This is a genomic window from uncultured Arthrobacter sp. (assembly GCF_947493765.1).
In the GTDB taxonomy this organism is placed as follows: domain Bacteria; phylum Actinomycetota; class Actinomycetes; order Actinomycetales; family Micrococcaceae; genus Arthrobacter_D.
In genome coordinates this window covers 75,237-90,546 of record NZ_CANLSZ010000001.1, presented here as the reverse complement: position 1 = coordinate 90,546, position 15,310 = coordinate 75,237, and the positions used below count along the sequence as shown (strand labels likewise).

Sequence of the window (15,310 nt, the reverse complement as noted above, 5' to 3'; positions counted from 1 at the left end):
GAGACCCGAAGGAAGACACCCCCATGCGCGTCCACCTCGCCACCGACCACGCCGGCATGGAACTGAGCGCCCACCTGGTATCGCATCTCGCCCGGGCCGGGTACGACGTCGTCGACCACGGTCCCGCGTCCTACGACCCCGAGGACGACTACCCCTCGTTCTGCATCCGCGCAGCACAGGCGGTGGTCGCCGACCAGGCCTCGGGCGTCGAGGCCCTGGGTATCGTGCTCGGCGGGTCGGGCAACGGGGAGCAGATCGCGGCGAACAAGGTCCACGGCGTGCGTGCGGCGCTGGCGTGGAACCCGGAGACGGCGCGGCTGGCACGCCAGCACAACGACGCCAATGTCGTCGCCGTCGGCGGTCGTCAGCACTCGGTGGAGGAGGCCACCGGGATCATCGAGGTCTTCCTCGCCGAGGCCTTCAGCGGCGCCGAGCGCCACAGTCGCCGGATCGGGCAGATCAAGCGCTTCGAGGACACGGGCAGCCTTGCCTGAAGGGCACTCGGTCCACCGGCTCGCACGGCAGTTCTCCTCCGTCTTCGGCGGCGCACGCCTGAGCGCCTCCAGTCCGCAGGGTCGCTTCAGCGAGGGTGCCGCGCGCCTCGACGGTGCCACCATGGTCTCCGCGCTCGCCCACGGCAAGCAGATGTTCCTGCGGTTCGACAACGACCTGGTGCTCCGCGTGCACCTCGGGCTCTACGGGGCGTGGAGCTTCGGCGGCGATGCCACGTTCCGGGGGGCCTCCAGCATCGGGGCGCCGCGCAGGGTGGGGGAGTCGGAGCTCCGCGGTGACGTGGGGACCGCCGGGCAGGACACGTACGCGGGTCCGCCCGAGCCCGTCGGCGCCGTGCGGGTGCGGCTCGTCTCGGACAACGGGTGGGCGGACCTCCGCGGCCCGACCGCCTGCGAGGTGATCACTCCCGACGAGGAGCGGGCAGCCCGTTCCAGACTCGGTCCCGATCCGTTGCAGGCCGACGCGGACGGCACGGTCTTCGGGCGGAAGCTCATGTCGAGCATCACGCCCGTGGGGATCCAGCTGATGAATCAGGCGGTCATCGCGGGTATCGGCAACATCTACCGGGCCGAGGTGCTTTTCCTGCAGGGCATCGACCCCTGGAGGCCGGGGAAGCAGATCCGTGAGGACGAGGCGGCGGGGATCTGGGGGGACGCCGTCCGGCTCATGCGGGACGGCGTGCGTGAGGGCCGGATCGTGACCACCACGGCGGAGGCCCGCAACGGGCGACTCGGGCGCGCGGCGCCGACCTGGGTGTACAAACGGGGCGGCGAACCGTGCCGGAGGTGCGGCACGCCCATCCTCGTCTCGGAGATGGCGGCCCGCACGGTGTTCTGGTGCCCGCAGTGCCAGCCGGACTGACCTTGTGCGGGATCTCGAGAGGGGATGACGGGAATCGAACCCGCATCATCAGTTTGGAAGACTGAGGCTTTACCACTAAGCTACATCCCCGAATGGGCAGAGAACCGGGCCCAGGAACGCCTACAACTACACCACAGCTGTTCTGCTAATGCCAAATGTGCGTGCCGCCGGCAAAGATGCGTAGACTAACACTCGCACTGACGGGGTGTAGCTCAGCTTGGTAGAGCGCCTGCTTTGGGAGCAGGAAGTCGCAGGTTCAACTCCTGTCACCCCGACACTGTCGTGCAACGAAGGTTATGCCGTGCGCTGCAGAACCATTCCCAATCATTTCAGGAGTCCTACGCTGTGAAGAGCGCTGTTGAAACCCTTTCCCCCACGCGGGTGAAGCTGGCCGTCGAGGTACCCCTCGAGGAACTGAAGCCGAACATCGACGAGGCCTACAAGACCATCGCGACCCAGGTCCAGGTTCCGGGGTTCCGCAAGGGCAAGGTTCCGCAGCAGCTCATCGACCAGCGTGTCGGGCGCGGGTACGTCATCGAGACGGCGATCAACGACGGACTGAACGGCTTCTACCAGGCCGCGGTGCAGGAGACGGGCATCCGTCCGCTGAGTCGCCCCGAGGTGGAGATCACCGAGGTCCCCGATCCGGCGAAGAAGGAGGGACAGCTCGCGTTCAGCGTCGAGCTCGATATCCGCCCGGAGATCGAACTTCCGGAGTACAAGGGCATCGAGGTCACGGTGCAGCCCGTCGAGGCGTCCGACGACGACATCGAGAAGGCCATGGACGAGCTGCGTGGCCGCTTCGGCACGCTCAGCCCCGTGGACCGCCCCGCCAAGGACGGCGACTTCCTCACGATCGACCTGACCGCGTCCGTGGACGGCGAGGAGGTCGATTCGGCCCAGGACCTCTCCTACCAGATCGGCTCCGGCACCATGCTCGAGGGCATGGACGAGGCCGTCACGGGTCTCTCCGAGGACGAGAGCGCCGTCTTCGAGACGAAGCTCGCCGGCGGGGAGTACGCCGGTGTCGATGCCCAGGTGAAGATCCTGGTGAAGGCCGTGAAGGAGCGCGAGCTCCCCGAGGTCGACGACGAGTTCGCCCAGCTGGCCTCCGAGTTCGACACGGCCGACGAACTGCGCGCCGATCTGGCCAAGCAGGCCTCCGAGTCCAAGCTCATGGACCAGGGCGTGGAGGCCCGCGACCTGGTGCTCGACAAGCTGGTCGAGCTCATCCAGGTACCGGTGCCCGAGAGCGTGGTGGAGGAGCAGCTCGAGCAGCATTTCAACGGCGAGAACGCGCACAGCGCTGGCGAGGACCACGACACCGAGGAGCACCGTGCGGAGATCCGCACCAACACGGAGCGCGCCTTCCAGAACGAGGTCATCCTCGACTCGGTCGCGGACAAGGAAGAGGTCGGTGTCAGCCAGAGCGAGCTGATCGACTACATCGTCTCCACCGCGGGCCAGTACGGGATGGAACCGAACCAGTTCGCCCAGATGCTCGACCAGAGCGGGCAGGTGCAGATGATCGTGGGCGAGGTCCGTCGCCGGAAGGCACTCGCCAAGGTCCTCGAGTACGCGACGGTCACGGACACCACCGGTGCGGCGATCGACCTCAGTGAGTTCGTCCGCGGTGAGGACGAGGAGGACGCGACGAGCATCGTGGACGCCGCGGACGCACCGGATGCCGGGGACACGGCTGGTGCCGACGCAACGGACGCACCGGATGCCGGGGACACGGCTGGTGCCGACGCAACGGCTGCCGACGCTGCGGAGTCCACGGAGCAGACCGAGGAAGCCACGGGGGAGTCCGAGGCAGCAGCCCAGGAGCCCGCCGCCACGGAGCAGACGGAAGAGGCAGCCGAGAAGCCCGCCGCCGAGAAGCCCAGGAAGAAGCCTGCCAAGAAGAAGGCTGCGGAGTAACGCCCGCCCTCTTCAGCGGGACGGCGGCGCCGCAGCCTTCGGGCAGCGGCGCCGCGGTGTGTTAAGGCTCCGTCCCTTGGATGCGCCGTCCCGTCGAGGCTCCGTTCCGGTACTGCACGGAGCCGACCCGGGACCGATCGGGAGCTCGACGATGGCACCTTCGGAGGCGGCCCGCGGACCGTGCGCCGTCAGCGAACAGCCCGGGACGCGGGAGTACTTCCGCGGCGTGGCGGGTTAGTGTCCAAGGAGAGACAAACGGACGGGTCCGCCGAGACGGTGTGGTCCGCCAGAGTGAAAGGTCAACGCCCATGGCAACCGAACCAAGCACCCCGAGCATGGCCGGCCCCGAGATGGCCGGACGTGACGATTACATCTACAACAGGCTCCTCAAGGAGCGCATCATCTGGCTCGGTTCCGAGGTCCGCGACGACAACGCGAACGCCATCTGCTCACAGCTGCTCCTGCTGTCCGCCGAGGACCCCGAGCGGGACATCTTCCTCTACATCAACTCCCCGGGCGGGTCGGTCACGGCCGGCATGGCGATCTACGACACCATGCAGTTCATCCCGAACGACGTCGTCACCGTGGCCACCGGCCTCGCGGCCTCGATGGGTCAGTTCCTGCTCTCGTCGGGGACGAAGGGCAAGCGCTACGCCACGCCGCACGCACGCATCCTGATGCACCAGCCCTCCGGCGGGATCGGCGGCACGGCCACCGACATCCGCATCCAGGCCGAACTGATCCTGCACATGAAGCGGGTCATGGCCGAACTGACGGCGGAGCAGACGGGCCAGACGGTGGAGAAGATCCTGAAGGACAATGACCGCGACAAGTGGTTCACAGCCCAGGAAGCCCTCGACTACGGCTTCTTCGACCACATCTCGGCACACTCGGGCTCGGTCTCGGGCGGCGGCGGAACCGACCAGACGGCGTAGTCAGCCACAGCCCCACGACCAGTCGGCCAACAGGAGACACCATGAACCACCAGTTCCAGGCAGCAGCGGGCTCGAAGGCGGAGAACCTTCCGACCAGCCGCTACATCCTTCCCCAGTTCGAAGAGCGCACGCCCTACGGCTTCAAGCGCCAGGATCCCTACACCAAGCTGTTCGAGGACCGCATCATCTTCCTCGGCACGCAGGTCGACGACGCCTCGGCGGACGACGTCATGGCCCAGCTGCTGGTGCTCGAGTCCACGGACCCCGAGCGGGACATCACGCTCTACATCAACTCGCCCGGCGGATCCTTCACGGCGATGACAGCCATCTACGACACCATGCAGTTCATCCGACCCGAGGTGCAGACCGTCTGCCTCGGCCAGGCCGCGAGTGCCGCAGCGGTGCTGCTCGCCGCCGGGGCACCGGGCAAGCGGCTCGCGCTGCCCAACGCCCGTGTCCTGATCCACCAGCCCGCGCTCTCCGGGGGACAGGGTGGGCAGGCCTCCGACCTGGAGATCCAGGCCAACGAGGTCATGCGCATGAGGACCTGGCTCGAGGACACGCTGGCCCTGCACTCGGGCCGCACCTCCGAGCAGGTGAACATCGACATCGAACGCGACAAGATCCTCACCGCGGCCGACGCCGTGGAGTACGGTCTGGTCGACGAGGTCCTGAACTCGCGCAAGATCACGCCGCCGAAGATCAACACGCCCTAGCGGCAGCAGGGCCGGGTGGTGCACCGGGCCCCGTCGGGCCCGGCCCTACCGACCGCGGATGCCCGTGGTGCCGCAAGGCACCACGGGCATTTCGTTACCGTCCAGCGCGCTGCCGTGGCCTAGAGTGGAACCAGCAAACGCGTCGTACCTAAGGGGATCCAACATGGCTCGCATCGGTGAGAGCACAGATCTGCTCAAGTGCTCTTTCTGCGGAAAGAGCCAGAAGCAGGTCCGGAAGCTGATTGCCGGCCCCGGCGTGTACATCTGCGACGAGTGCATCGACCTGTGCAACGAGATCATCGAGGAGGAGCTCTCCGAGGTGGCCGATCTCGGCACCTTCGAGTTGCCCAAGCCCAGGGAGATCTTCGATTTCCTGCAGGAGTACGTGGTGGGCCAGGAGCCCGCGAAGCGATCCCTCGCGGTGGCGGTGTACAACCACTACAAGCGCATCCAGTCCGGGAGCGGCCCCCGGGTCGCAGGGACGCTCGCCGATGCCCTCGACACCGAGGACGTGGAGATCGCCAAGTCCAACATCCTGCTGATCGGGCCCACGGGCTGCGGCAAGACCTATCTCGCCCAGACCCTGGCCCGCCGTCTCAACGTCCCCTTCGCCGTCGCCGACGCCACGGCCCTCACCGAGGCGGGGTACGTGGGCGAGGACGTGGAGAACATTCTCCTGAAGCTGATCCAGGCCGCCGACTACGACGTGAAGAAGGCCGAGCAGGGCATCATCTACATCGACGAGATCGACAAGATCTCTCGCAAGAGCGAGAACCCCTCCATCACGCGCGACGTCTCCGGTGAGGGCGTCCAGCAGGCGCTGCTGAAGATCCTCGAGGGAACGGTCGCCTCGGTGCCACCGCAGGGTGGACGCAAGCACCCCCACCAGGAGTTCATCCAGATCGACACCACGAACGTGCTCTTCATCGTGGCCGGGGCCTTCGCGGGGCTTGAGGAGATCATCGGCTCGCGCGCGGGGCGCAAGGGCATCGGTTTCGGGGCGCCGCTGAGCTCCCTCACCAACGAGGAGGTGAGCTACGGCGACGTCATGCCGGAGGACCTGCTGAAGTTCGGTCTGATCCCCGAGTTCATCGGCCGCCTGCCGGTCATCACCACGGTCACGCAGCTCGACCGGCCGGCGCTCATGCAGATCCTCACCGAACCCAAGAACGCCCTCATCAAGCAGTACCAGAAGATGTTCCTGCTCGACGGCGTGGAACTCTCCTTCGAGCACAAGGCCCTGGAGGCCATCGCCGACCTGGCGCTCGAGCGCGGGACGGGGGCCCGCGGGCTCCGGGCCATCATGGAGGAGGTGCTCCTTCCGGTCATGTTCGACCTGCCGAGCCGCGAGGATGTCGCCACCGTCCTGATCACGGACGACGTCGTGGGCAAGCGCGCCGAACCCACCCTCATTTCCCACGAAGTGGTGGCCAAGCGCCGCACCAAGTCCGCCTGAGCGGGCACCGGGACCGGGGAGGGTTCCCGCCTGGACATCTTCCTGCACATCTCCGAACCCACGGAAGGGCCCGGCCGACAGGCCGGGCCCTTCCGTGGTGCTGCCCCGTGGTTCTACCTCGTGCTCCGGTGTCCCGTGCCGTCGGCGAGCCTCGGCCGGGTGCCCGGAGCCAGGTGTCCTGACCGGCGGTTGTCGGGGGCTCCTGTCAGCGCACCGGCGCGGCCACGGCGTCGGTAGCGGTCAGCGGATAGGACGGCGGGTGGACCGCCGCCATCTCCTCGAGCACGCGGACCACTTGGCAGCTGTAGCCGAATTCGTTGTCGTACCAGACGTAGAGCACCAGGAACCGGTCGTCGGCGATGGTCGCGAGACCGTCGACGATCCCGGCGCGCCTCGATCCGACGAAGTCCGTGGAGACCACCTCCGGACTGTCGATGTAGTCCACCTGCTTGCGCATGCCGGAGTGGAGCGAGATCTCACGCAGATGCGTGTTCACCTCCTCCTTGGTGGTGCCCTCCTCGAGGGTCAGGTTCAGGATGGCGATCGAGACATCCGGGGTGGGCACCCGGATGGAACTGCCCGTGAGCTTGCCGGCGAACTCGGGCAGCGCCTTGGCGACCGCCGTGGCCGCACCGGTCTCGGTCAGGACCATGTTGAGGGCGGCTGAGCGCCCGCGGCGGTTCCCGCGGTGGAAGTTGTCGATCAGGTTCTGGTCGTTGGTGAACGAGTGCACCGTCTCGACGTGCCCGTGCACCACACCGAAGCGGTCGTTGACCGCCTTCAGCACGGGGGTGATCGCATTCGTGGTGCAGGAGGCAGCCGTGATGATGCGGTCCTCGGGGTCGATGGACGCGTGGTTGATGCCGTGCACGATGTTCTTCAGCGATCCCTTGCCGGGAGCCGTGAGGAGGACCTTGGCCACGCCGGTGCTCCTCAGGTGCTGGGACAGGCCCTCCTCGTCGCGCCAGCGACCCGTGTTGTCGACCACCACGGCGTCCTGGATGCCGTACGCGGTGTAGTCGATCGACGCGGGGTCGTCCGAGTAGATGACCTGGATCCTGACCCCGTTGGCGGTGATGGTGTTCGAGGCCTCGTCCACCTGGATGGTCCCCTCGAAGGAGCCGTGCACGGAGTCCCGGCGGAGCAGGCTGGCCCTCTTCGCGAGGTCGTTGTCGGAGCCACGGCGTACGACGACGGCCCGGAGGCGCAGGCCGTGGCCACCGCCGGTCTTCTCGATGAGCAGTCGCGCCACGAGGCGGCCGATCCGCCCGAAGCCGTAGAGCACGACGTCGGTGCTGGTCCGTTCGTCGCGGCCGCCCTGCCCGACGATGTCCGCGAGTTCGGTGCGCAGGAAGTCCTCGAGGCTGCGGCCGTCGCCGGAGCGGTCGTAGGCCATGCGCAGCCGGCCGATGTCGATCGCGGCGGCGCCGAGGTCGAGGTCGGTGAGGATGCGCAGCAGGGGAGCGGTGTCCTCGAGCCGGAGCTCCTCCGTGGTGATGCGGCGGGCGAAGCGGTGCGCCTTGAGGATGCTCATCGTGGACTTGTTGATGAGGCTGCGCCCGTGGATGCTGGTGACCACGTTGTTGGTCCGGTACAGGTGCCCGATGAGCGGGATCATGGCCTCAGCGAGTTCCTCGCGTTCGAGCCAGGTGTCGTGGTTCTCGGTGCGGTCGTGCTGCGTCAACTCGGTCCCTCACTGCACCGGTCCGGCCGGTGCCGACTCACCCAACCGGATGACAACGCAGGGGTAGCGCCAAGCATCGTCGGCTGGTCGTGTGCTCTCATTACACCGCCTCGCCGGGCGCTGCACAAACCGGGAGCGGGAGTCGCCGCGGAATACCGTGGAATGTCGCCGTGGAATAGCGGACCGTGCGGAGCGGTTGAGGGGGGGAAGGCCACGGGCCTGTCCACCACCTGAGGAGCAGCGCATGAGCGAGTCCACCCCCGTCCAGCAGGCCGATTTCTGGTTCGACCCCCTGTGCCCCTTCGCCTGGGTGACCTCGCGCTGGATCGGGGAGGTGGAGCAGGTCCGTGACATCTCCGTCGACTGGCACGTGATGAGCCTGTCCGTCCTCAACGAGGGCCGGGACTCCTCGGAGGAGCACCAGGCGACCATGCGCCGCGGCCGCGGGCCGGTCCGCGTGATCGTCGCGGCGGCCGAGCTCCACGGCGGGGAGTACATCAAGCGCCTGTACGACGCGATGGGCACCCGCATCCACGAGGGCCGGAACGAGGACCTCGACGCGGTGATCCGCGAGTCCCTCGACGAGGTGGGCCTCCCGGCGGGCCTGGCACGCTTCGCCCACACCGAGGACTACGACGACCGCCTCGAGGCGTCCCACCAGGGTGCCATCGACCGCGTCGGCAACGAGGTGGGTACACCCGTGGTCGCCTTCAACGGCACCGCCTTCTTCGGCCCCGTCCTGACGAGGATCCCGCGCGGCGAGGAGGCGGGGCGCATCTTCGACGGAGCGATCCTGCTGTCCGGGTTCCCCGAGTTCTTCGAGCTCAAGCGCTCACGGACCGAGAGCCCCACCTTCGACTGACCGCAGGACGAGGGGGAGGGACCCGCGGGTCCCTCCCCCTCCCGTGTCAGGAGCGCTGGTCCACGGACTCCGCTGCGAGCTCGACGTCGCTGACGGTGAGCGGACCGCCCTCCTCGAGCCTGAGGTCCTTCGCATTGCCGGCGGCGAGCAGATCCGGCAGCCCGAGCCGCAGCTGGGCCACCTGGCCGGCGGGGGCGGTCACGACGGCGGTGTCCACCTGCGTCCGCTGCTTCACCTTCGCCTCCGACTTCGCCTTGCGGATGCCGCCGAGCGCCAGCGCGACCGACGTCAGGACACCGGCGTCGGCGCTGTCCGGCAGCCCGGCGAGCGCGGCTGCCTCCGGCCACGGCGCACGGTGGATCGATCCTGCACGCCACCAGCTCCAGACCTCCTCGGTGGCGAACGGCAGGAACGGTGCGAAGAGGCGCAGCAGGGCATCGAGCGTGGTCGCCAGGGCGGTCTGCACCGACTGCGTCCCGGGATCGTCGGCAGCACCGTACGCGCGGTCCTTGACCAGCTCCACGTAGTCGTCCGTGAACGTCCAGAAGAACGACTCGGTGAGTTGCAGCGCCCGCGCGTAGTCGTACTTCGCGAAGGCGGCCGTGGCCTCGTCCGTCACCGAGCGCAGCTGGGCCAGCAGCGACAGGTCCAGGGCGTTCGTCACCCGGTCGAGCGAACCAGCACCGATGTAGGCCTCCGTGACACCGAGGTTCAGCACGAACTTGGAGGCGTTGAGCAGCTTGATGGCGAGGCGGCGGCCGATCTTCATCTGGTTCACCTCGTACGCCGTGTCCGCACCGAGCTTCGCCGACGCCGCCCAGTAGCGCACGGCGTCCGCCCCGAACTGCTCGAGGACATCGGTGGGGACCACCACGTTCCCCTTGGACTTCGACATCTTCTTCCGGTCCGGGTCGAGGATCCAGCCGGACAGCGCAGCATGCTTCCAGGGGATGGAGTCCTGCAGCGCGTCGGCCCGGACGGCCGTGGAGAAGAGCCAGGTCCGGATGATGTCGTGGCCCTGCGGGCGCAGATCGAAGGGGAACACCGTGGCGAACAGCTCCTCGTCGCGCGACCACCCGCCCACGATCTGCGGGGTGAGGGACGAGGTGGCCCACGTGTCGAGGACATCGTTGTCGCCGACGAAGCCGTGCGGCTGGTTCCGGGCGGACTCCTCGTAGCCCGGCGCCGGCTCGGCCACCGGGTCGACGGGCAGGGTCTCGAGTGCCGGGCGGATCGGATCCTCGTAGTCCGGTTCGCCGTCGGCGTCGAGCCGGTACCAGACCGGCACGGGTACGCCGAAGAACCGCTGGCGGGAGACCAGCCAGTCGCCGTTCAGGCCGTCGATCCAGTTCTCGTAGCGCGAGCGCATGAAGGCGGGGTGGAACTCGACCTCGCGGCCGCGTTCGATCAGGGCGTCCCGCCGGGCGGCGTCGCGTCCTCCGTTGCGGATGTACCACTGGCGGCTGGTGACGATCTCGAGGGGCTTGTCGCCCTTCTCGTAGAAGTTGACGGGGTGCACCACCTTCGTCGGTTCACCCTCGAGATCGCCGCTGTCGCGCAGCAGGGCGACCACGGCCTCCTTGGCGCTGAAGATCGTCTTGCCGGCGAGCTGGGCGTAGTGCGCGGCGCCCTCCGCCGTGGTGATCCACTCCGGGGTCTCGGAGCGCAGGCGCCCGTCCCGTCCGACGACGGCCCGGGTGGGCAGCTGCAGTTCACGCCACCAGGTGACGTCCGTCAGGTCACCGAAGGTGCAGACCATGGCGATCCCGCTGCCCTTGTCCGGCTTGGCGAGGGGATGGGCCTTGATCTCCACCTCCACGCCGAACAGCGGGGAGGTCACGGTGGTGCCGAAGAGGGGCTTGTAGCGCTCGTCGTCCGGGTGGGCCACCAGGGCCACGCACGCGGGCAGCAGCTCCGGCCGCGTGGTCTCGATGCGGATGCGCGTCCCGTCCGCCGCGTGGAAGCCGATGCGGTGGTAGGCGCCGGGCTGCTCGCGGTCCTCCAGCTCGGCCTGCGCGACGGCGGTGCGGAAGCTCACGTCCCACAGGGTGGGAGCCTCGGCGAGATAGGCATCGCCGTCGACCAGGTTCTGCAGGAAGGCGCGCTGGGACACGGCGCGGGAGGTGTCGTCGATGGTCCGGTAGGTCAGCTGCCAGTCCACGGAGAGCCCGAGCGTGCTGAAGAGATTCTCGAAGACCAGTTCGTCCTCGACGGCGAGTTCCTCGCAGAGGGCGATGAAGGTGCGGCGGGAGACGGCGTCGAAGTCGCGCTGGTTCTTCGCGGGTTCCGCCGGCGGTCGGTAGTCCGGATCGTAGGGGACCGAGGGGTCGCAGCGGACGCCGTAGTAGTTCTGGACGCGCCGCTCCGTCGGGAGGCCGTTGTCGTCCCACCCCATGGGGTAGAAGACGTTGGCACCGTTCATCCGCTTGAACCGCGCCATGACGTCGGTCTGCGTGTAGGAGAACATGTGGCCCACATGGAGAGAGCCGGACGCCGTGGGTGGCGGTGTGTCGATCGAATACACCTCCTCGCGCGTGGTGTCGCGGTCGAAGGTGTAGGTGCCGTCCTCGCGCCACTGACGGGACAGCCTGTCCTCGAGGCCCTCCAGGGCGGGCTTGTCGGGGACGGAGACGGGGTGTGATGAGGGCGTGTCTGTGCCCTGTGCTGTATCGGCCATCCCACCATTGTGTCCTACCGTCCGCGCCCCGGGCGCCCGGCCGTCCGCGGGGGACCGACCCCGGCGTCAGGCGAGGAGCCCCTCGACCTCGGTCACGACGGAGGCCAGGTGGCCGCGGATGCTGCTGTCCAGCGAGGACTCACCGATGGCCGTCGCCGACCGTCCGAGGTGGCGCAGGAGCGCCGTGCGCAACTGCGGGGAGCGATCCGGGCCCGAGGTGACCGTGATCTCGCGGAGCATCGCCACGGCGCGATCCGCGGTGCGCGGGTCGGTGAACGCGTAGGTGACCACCTGGTCCATCACGAGATCGAGGAGCTGCACGGAGGTCGGGTACGTCAGGACCACGCGGGGCGTCCCGTCGTCGTCGGACACCGTCTCCGGTCCCGTGGCCCGGCGGGCGATCGAGGACAGGACGGCGGCCAGGTGGCCGATGGCGTGCACGGCCGTGGTCGGATCGTTGACGCCGGGAGAGAGCGCCTTGTTGGTGACGTCGAGCAGCTGCTGGAGTCCGAAGGCCGCATCCTGCGTCGAGGTCCGCTCGAACCCGATCCGCGCGGCCTCGTTCAGCTTCTCCTGGAGGTCCGAGAGGTCGTCCGCCGTGAGCGGACCGCCGGCGCCCCAGACCCGCGCGAACGGCATGCCGTGGACCAGCGAGGCGCCGGGATGGGCGTCGACCACCACGAAGGCCCGGGCGTCCGCCGCGGCACTCCTCGCCCTGCCGCGGTTCACGCTGAGCAGGAAGCCGGACGAGGTGATGTGCAGGGGCTGGCCCGGCGAGGAGGGGAGCTCCGTGGGCTCCTGGCGTCGCTCGGTGGGGAAGATCCGGTCCAGGGTGCGGTCGTTCTCGCGGTGCACGTCCCGCAGCATCGTCTCCACCCGGATCTGCCGGGCGAGATGGGCGAGGAACAGGACGAGGCCGATCACACTGGCGAGCGTGAGCACGAAGGCCACCGTCACCGCGAGTTCCGGCACGAAGCCGCTGCCGTCGCTGGATTCGATCCGGATGCTCCGCAGGACCGTCAGGGCGTAGGCGAAGGTGGCCAGGAACAGTGCGAGCGTGTTGTGCACGAAGCGGTCGCTCGTGAACGTGCGGAGCAGTCGGGGCGAGAACTGGCTGCTCGCCAGCTGCAGGGTGACCACGGTGAGGGAGAAGGTCAGCGAGGTCACGGTGACCATGGAGCCCGCGATGGTCTCCAGGAGGGATCGGGCGGCTCCCGGGCCTCCGCCGAACAGCAGACCGCTGACCGTCGCGGGCAGGGCGTCCTCGAGGATCCGGTCGAGGAACGGCAGGAACTGGCCCAGGGTCACGGCCAGCACGACGGCGATCAGGGGGACCGGCCAGAGCTGGGTCCGCAGCGAATCGCGCAGCGACTCACCCTCGAGGTTCTTCATCCGCATCCCGTCATCCGTTCCACTGTGCCGTGTACTCCGTTCGCCAGCCTACTGTCGGCCGCTCGTCCCGTCGGGTGCTGCGGCCCACGACCCGCCGGGCCGGCCGGGACCCGGCCTGCTGCCGGTGCGTACCTGCAGGTGTCCGCCGCGGGCCGAGAAGTGCGCCACGTCGTCGCAGTCCTGCTCCACGCCCTGCCACGGGTGGGCCGTGATGTCGGCGCCACCGAGCCTGCACGCGAGGCGGGCCAGCGGCGTCAGGACGGCGGACCGTCCGGTGGGGTCCTGCATGTCCACGACCGAGAGCCTCCCGCCGGGGCGGGTGAGTCCGAGCATCCCCGACCAGGCCCGGCGCCACGGCGTCATGAGGGACAGCGCGTAGGTGGCGAGCGCGGCGTCCGAGAGCGCATGGCCGCCGGCCGCTTCGATCCTCCGGGCGATCGCCAGGGGGTCGAGGGTGGTCGCGTCCGCCTGCAGGAGGGTCACGTTCGCCCACCCCTGCCGGTCAGCCCGCCGCCGTGCCTGCGCCAGCATCTGCGCGCTGCGGTCGATCCCGATGATCGAGCCTCCCGGGCCGACGGCGCGCTGCAGGAGGGGGAAGTTCAGGCCCGTCCCGCAGCCCAGGTCCAGCACCTGCCCGCCCTCGCGCAGGCCGAGCGAGTCCACGCCGAGTCTCCGTCCGGCGTGATAGACGGGGTATTCGGCCGACAGCAGATCGTAGAGCGGGGCGAAGAGGCTGTACTTCTCGGCGATGGTCGGCACGTCCGGTCCTCGAGGATGGCGGGAGGGGTCCGCCGGGGCTCTGACAAGGTATCACCGGCCGCTGCGTCACGGCCGCTGCGCCACGCGCCGGACGGCCTCGGTCCGGTCCAGGTATCGGCCCTCTTCAGGTATGGGCCGAATTGAGGTACGACCGAATTCAGGGATGGACCGAGTTCAGGTGCCGCTCGGTCGCCCGAGGGCGCGGTACCCGGCGATCATGCGGTGCACGGCGCTGAGCAGGACCACGGTGCCCCAGACGGCAGCGATCTGCCAGGCGAGGAACGGGAACAGCAGCCAGAGGGAGTGGACGAGCACGGTCTCGGCACCCTCCGCGAGTCCACCGAGGAAGGACAGGGACCGGCCGTCGTCGATCCGTCGCCCGGTCCGCTCGGCGACGGAGGAGAACGCGAGGAACACGCTGCCGTTGAGGTAGTACGCGAAGAGGACCACCAGGAAGGGCAGCCACGGTGCTCCGTACCCGGCTGCCGCGCCGATCGCCACGCCGATCACCGTGGCCCCGTACACCGCGAAATCCGCCGAGATGTCCCAGAAGCCGCCCTGACCGGTGTCGGCGCCCGACCCCGGCGAGGGCCCCCGTGCGGCGCGTCGCCATGCGAGGGGACCGTCCACGCCGTCCGCGAGGCGGCAGAGCAGCCATGCCCCCAGGGCGGGGAGCCAGGATCCGGTGGCGGCGAGGACGGCGCTCGCGAGGCCGAGCACCAGATTGACACCGGTGAGCCGGTTCGGGGTGATCCAGGGGACATCCACGGTCGCGGCGGCCCGATCGAGCAGGGGCGCCAGCAGCGGCCTGAGCCGGGCGTCAAACATGGTGCCCCGGGGTGTGGCGCGCACGGACGGCGACGATCACCCCGGCGAGGGTCAGGAGGCCCAGGACCGCGATGCCCAGCTGGGCCGGCCACCCGAGGTCGAGCCCGAAGGCCCCGAGAGCGAGATAGCTCGCGGTCCCGGGCAGGATGCCCACCATGGTGCCGAGGAAGTAGGGCCACCAGCGCACCGAGGTCAGGCCGGCGGAGTAGTTGATGACGGTGAAGGGCAGCACCGGCACGAGCCGGACACCCACCACCGCGATGAAGCCGCGAGAGCTCAGGACGGCGTCGACGCGCTCCACACGCGCCTGCGTCAGCCTCTCGACGGCGTCCCGGCCCAGTGCCCGTCCCAGCCAGAAGCCCGCCGCGGCCCCGAGCAGGGCGGCCGCGTAGACGAGCACCAGTCCCGTCCAGAAACCGAACAGCACGCCGGCGGCGATGGACAGCACGCTCTTGGGGACGGGCGCGAGGGTCAGCGCCGCGTAGCCGAGGACGAACACGGCCGGACCCCAGTACCCGGCCTGCTCCACGAAGTCCCGGAGCCGGTCCACGTCGGGCAGGGGGACGAGCAGGACCACGACGGTCGCGGCGACGACGACCGCGCCCAGGAGGACCAGACGGCGGACGGGAGAGCCCGGCCCAGGGGACGGCCCGGCGGCGTCGCCTCCCTCCGGTACCGTCCCACGGGGTTGCATGGTCCTCCGG

At 69.1% G+C, this 15,310-nt stretch carries 13 protein-coding genes and 2 tRNA genes; 8 read left to right on the top strand and 7 right to left on the bottom strand.

Going from position 1 to position 15,310, the window contains the following annotated elements; all coding sequences use genetic code 11:
• Window positions 1–23: 23 nt before the first annotated feature.
• Both Q0747_RS00460 and Q0747_RS00455 read left to right on the top strand, forming a co-directional pair.
• Window positions 24–494, top strand: coding sequence for a ribose-5-phosphate isomerase (locus Q0747_RS00460; RefSeq protein ID WP_298251308.1), 471 nt, complete (start codon window positions 24–26; stop codon window positions 492–494).
• Entirely contained in the window at window positions 487–1,374 is an 888-nt protein-coding gene (locus Q0747_RS00455; protein WP_298251307.1) for an Fpg/Nei family DNA glycosylase, read from the top strand. The genes Q0747_RS00460 and Q0747_RS00455 overlap by 8 nt, the downstream gene beginning before the upstream one ends.
• Window positions 1,375–1,393: 19 nt before the next feature.
• Here the strand turns inward: Q0747_RS00455 and Q0747_RS00450 are convergent.
• A tRNA-Gly gene (locus Q0747_RS00450) sits at window positions 1,394–1,464 on the bottom strand.
• Between the two features lie 111 nt (window positions 1,465–1,575).
• On the opposite strand from Q0747_RS00450, the gene Q0747_RS00445 reads away from it, so the two are divergent.
• From Q0747_RS00445 to clpX, 5 genes are all read left to right on the top strand, one after another.
• Window positions 1,576–1,649, top strand: a tRNA-Pro gene (locus Q0747_RS00445).
• A gap of 70 nt (window positions 1,650–1,719) precedes the next feature.
• Window positions 1,720–3,297: a trigger factor gene (gene tig / locus Q0747_RS00440; protein ID WP_298251306.1), complete on the top strand. Its 1,578-nt coding sequence runs from the start codon at window positions 1,720–1,722 to the stop codon at window positions 3,295–3,297.
• 335 nt (window positions 3,298–3,632) lie between these two features.
• On the top strand, window positions 3,633–4,232 hold the full coding sequence (locus Q0747_RS00435; RefSeq protein ID WP_148600541.1) for an ATP-dependent Clp protease proteolytic subunit: 600 nt from the start codon (window positions 3,633–3,635) through the stop codon (window positions 4,230–4,232).
• Between the two features lie 41 nt (window positions 4,233–4,273).
• On the top strand, window positions 4,274–4,948 hold the full coding sequence (locus Q0747_RS00430; protein ID WP_298251305.1) for an ATP-dependent Clp protease proteolytic subunit: 675 nt from the start codon (window positions 4,274–4,276) through the stop codon (window positions 4,946–4,948).
• Between the two features lie 163 nt (window positions 4,949–5,111).
• The gene (clpX, locus tag Q0747_RS00425) at window positions 5,112–6,404 is read left to right on the top strand and encodes an ATP-dependent Clp protease ATP-binding subunit ClpX (protein ID WP_148600286.1); all 1,293 of its coding nucleotides are present in this window, start codon (window positions 5,112–5,114) and stop codon (window positions 6,402–6,404) included.
• Window positions 6,405–6,609: 205 nt separating this feature from the next.
• On the opposite strand, the gene Q0747_RS00420 is transcribed toward clpX, so the two are convergent.
• Window positions 6,610–8,088: a glyceraldehyde-3-phosphate dehydrogenase gene (locus tag Q0747_RS00420; RefSeq protein ID WP_298251304.1), complete on the bottom strand. Its 1,479-nt coding sequence runs from the start codon at window positions 8,086–8,088 to the stop codon at window positions 6,610–6,612.
• A gap of 244 nt (window positions 8,089–8,332) precedes the next feature.
• Between Q0747_RS00420 and Q0747_RS00415 the strand changes: the two genes are divergently transcribed.
• Complete coding sequence (locus Q0747_RS00415) at window positions 8,333–8,950, top strand: DsbA family protein (RefSeq protein ID WP_298251303.1); 618 nt, start codon at window positions 8,333–8,335, stop codon at window positions 8,948–8,950.
• Between the two features lie 46 nt (window positions 8,951–8,996).
• Here Q0747_RS00415 and valS read toward each other — a convergent pair whose 3' ends face one another.
• From valS to Q0747_RS00390, 5 genes are all read right to left on the bottom strand, one after another.
• Window positions 8,997–11,627 (bottom strand): valine--tRNA ligase, encoded by a 2,631-nt coding sequence (valS, locus tag Q0747_RS00410; RefSeq protein ID WP_298251302.1) that lies wholly within the window; start codon window positions 11,625–11,627, stop codon window positions 8,997–8,999.
• Between the two features lie 66 nt (window positions 11,628–11,693).
• Window positions 11,694–13,025 (bottom strand): DUF2254 domain-containing protein, encoded by a 1,332-nt coding sequence (locus Q0747_RS00405; protein WP_298251301.1) that lies wholly within the window; start codon window positions 13,023–13,025, stop codon window positions 11,694–11,696.
• A 42-nt stretch (window positions 13,026–13,067) separates the two neighbouring features.
• The gene (locus Q0747_RS00400; RefSeq protein WP_298251300.1) at window positions 13,068–13,778 is read right to left on the bottom strand and encodes a class I SAM-dependent methyltransferase; all 711 of its coding nucleotides are present in this window, start codon (window positions 13,776–13,778) and stop codon (window positions 13,068–13,070) included.
• Window positions 13,779–13,952: 174 nt separating this feature from the next.
• Window positions 13,953–14,630 (bottom strand): CDP-alcohol phosphatidyltransferase family protein, encoded by a 678-nt coding sequence (locus Q0747_RS00395; protein WP_298251299.1) that lies wholly within the window; start codon window positions 14,628–14,630, stop codon window positions 13,953–13,955.
• The gene (locus Q0747_RS00390; RefSeq protein ID WP_298251298.1) at window positions 14,599–15,300 is read right to left on the bottom strand and encodes a TVP38/TMEM64 family protein; all 702 of its coding nucleotides are present in this window, start codon (window positions 15,298–15,300) and stop codon (window positions 14,599–14,601) included. The genes Q0747_RS00395 and Q0747_RS00390 overlap by 32 nt, the downstream gene beginning before the upstream one ends.
• Between the last annotated feature and the right edge of the window lie 10 nt (window positions 15,301–15,310).

Coding starts and splice junctions, on each gene's coding strand:
- valS (WP_298251302.1), bottom strand. CDS start 11,627: ATGGCCGATACAGCACAGGGCACAGACACGCCCTCATCACACCCCGTC.
- Q0747_RS00390 (WP_298251298.1), bottom strand. CDS start 15,300: ATGCAACCCCGTGGGACGGTACCGGAGGGAGGCGACGCCGCCGGGCCG.
- Q0747_RS00430 (WP_298251305.1), top strand. CDS start 4,274: ATGAACCACCAGTTCCAGGCAGCAGCGGGCTCGAAGGCGGAGAACCTT.
- clpX (WP_148600286.1), top strand. CDS start 5,112: ATGGCTCGCATCGGTGAGAGCACAGATCTGCTCAAGTGCTCTTTCTGC.
- Q0747_RS00405 (WP_298251301.1), bottom strand. CDS start 13,025: ATGCGGATGAAGAACCTCGAGGGTGAGTCGCTGCGCGATTCGCTGCGG.
- Q0747_RS00460 (WP_298251308.1), top strand. CDS start 24: ATGCGCGTCCACCTCGCCACCGACCACGCCGGCATGGAACTGAGCGCC.
- Q0747_RS00435 (WP_148600541.1), top strand. CDS start 3,633: ATGGCCGGCCCCGAGATGGCCGGACGTGACGATTACATCTACAACAGG.
- Q0747_RS00415 (WP_298251303.1), top strand. CDS start 8,333: ATGAGCGAGTCCACCCCCGTCCAGCAGGCCGATTTCTGGTTCGACCCC.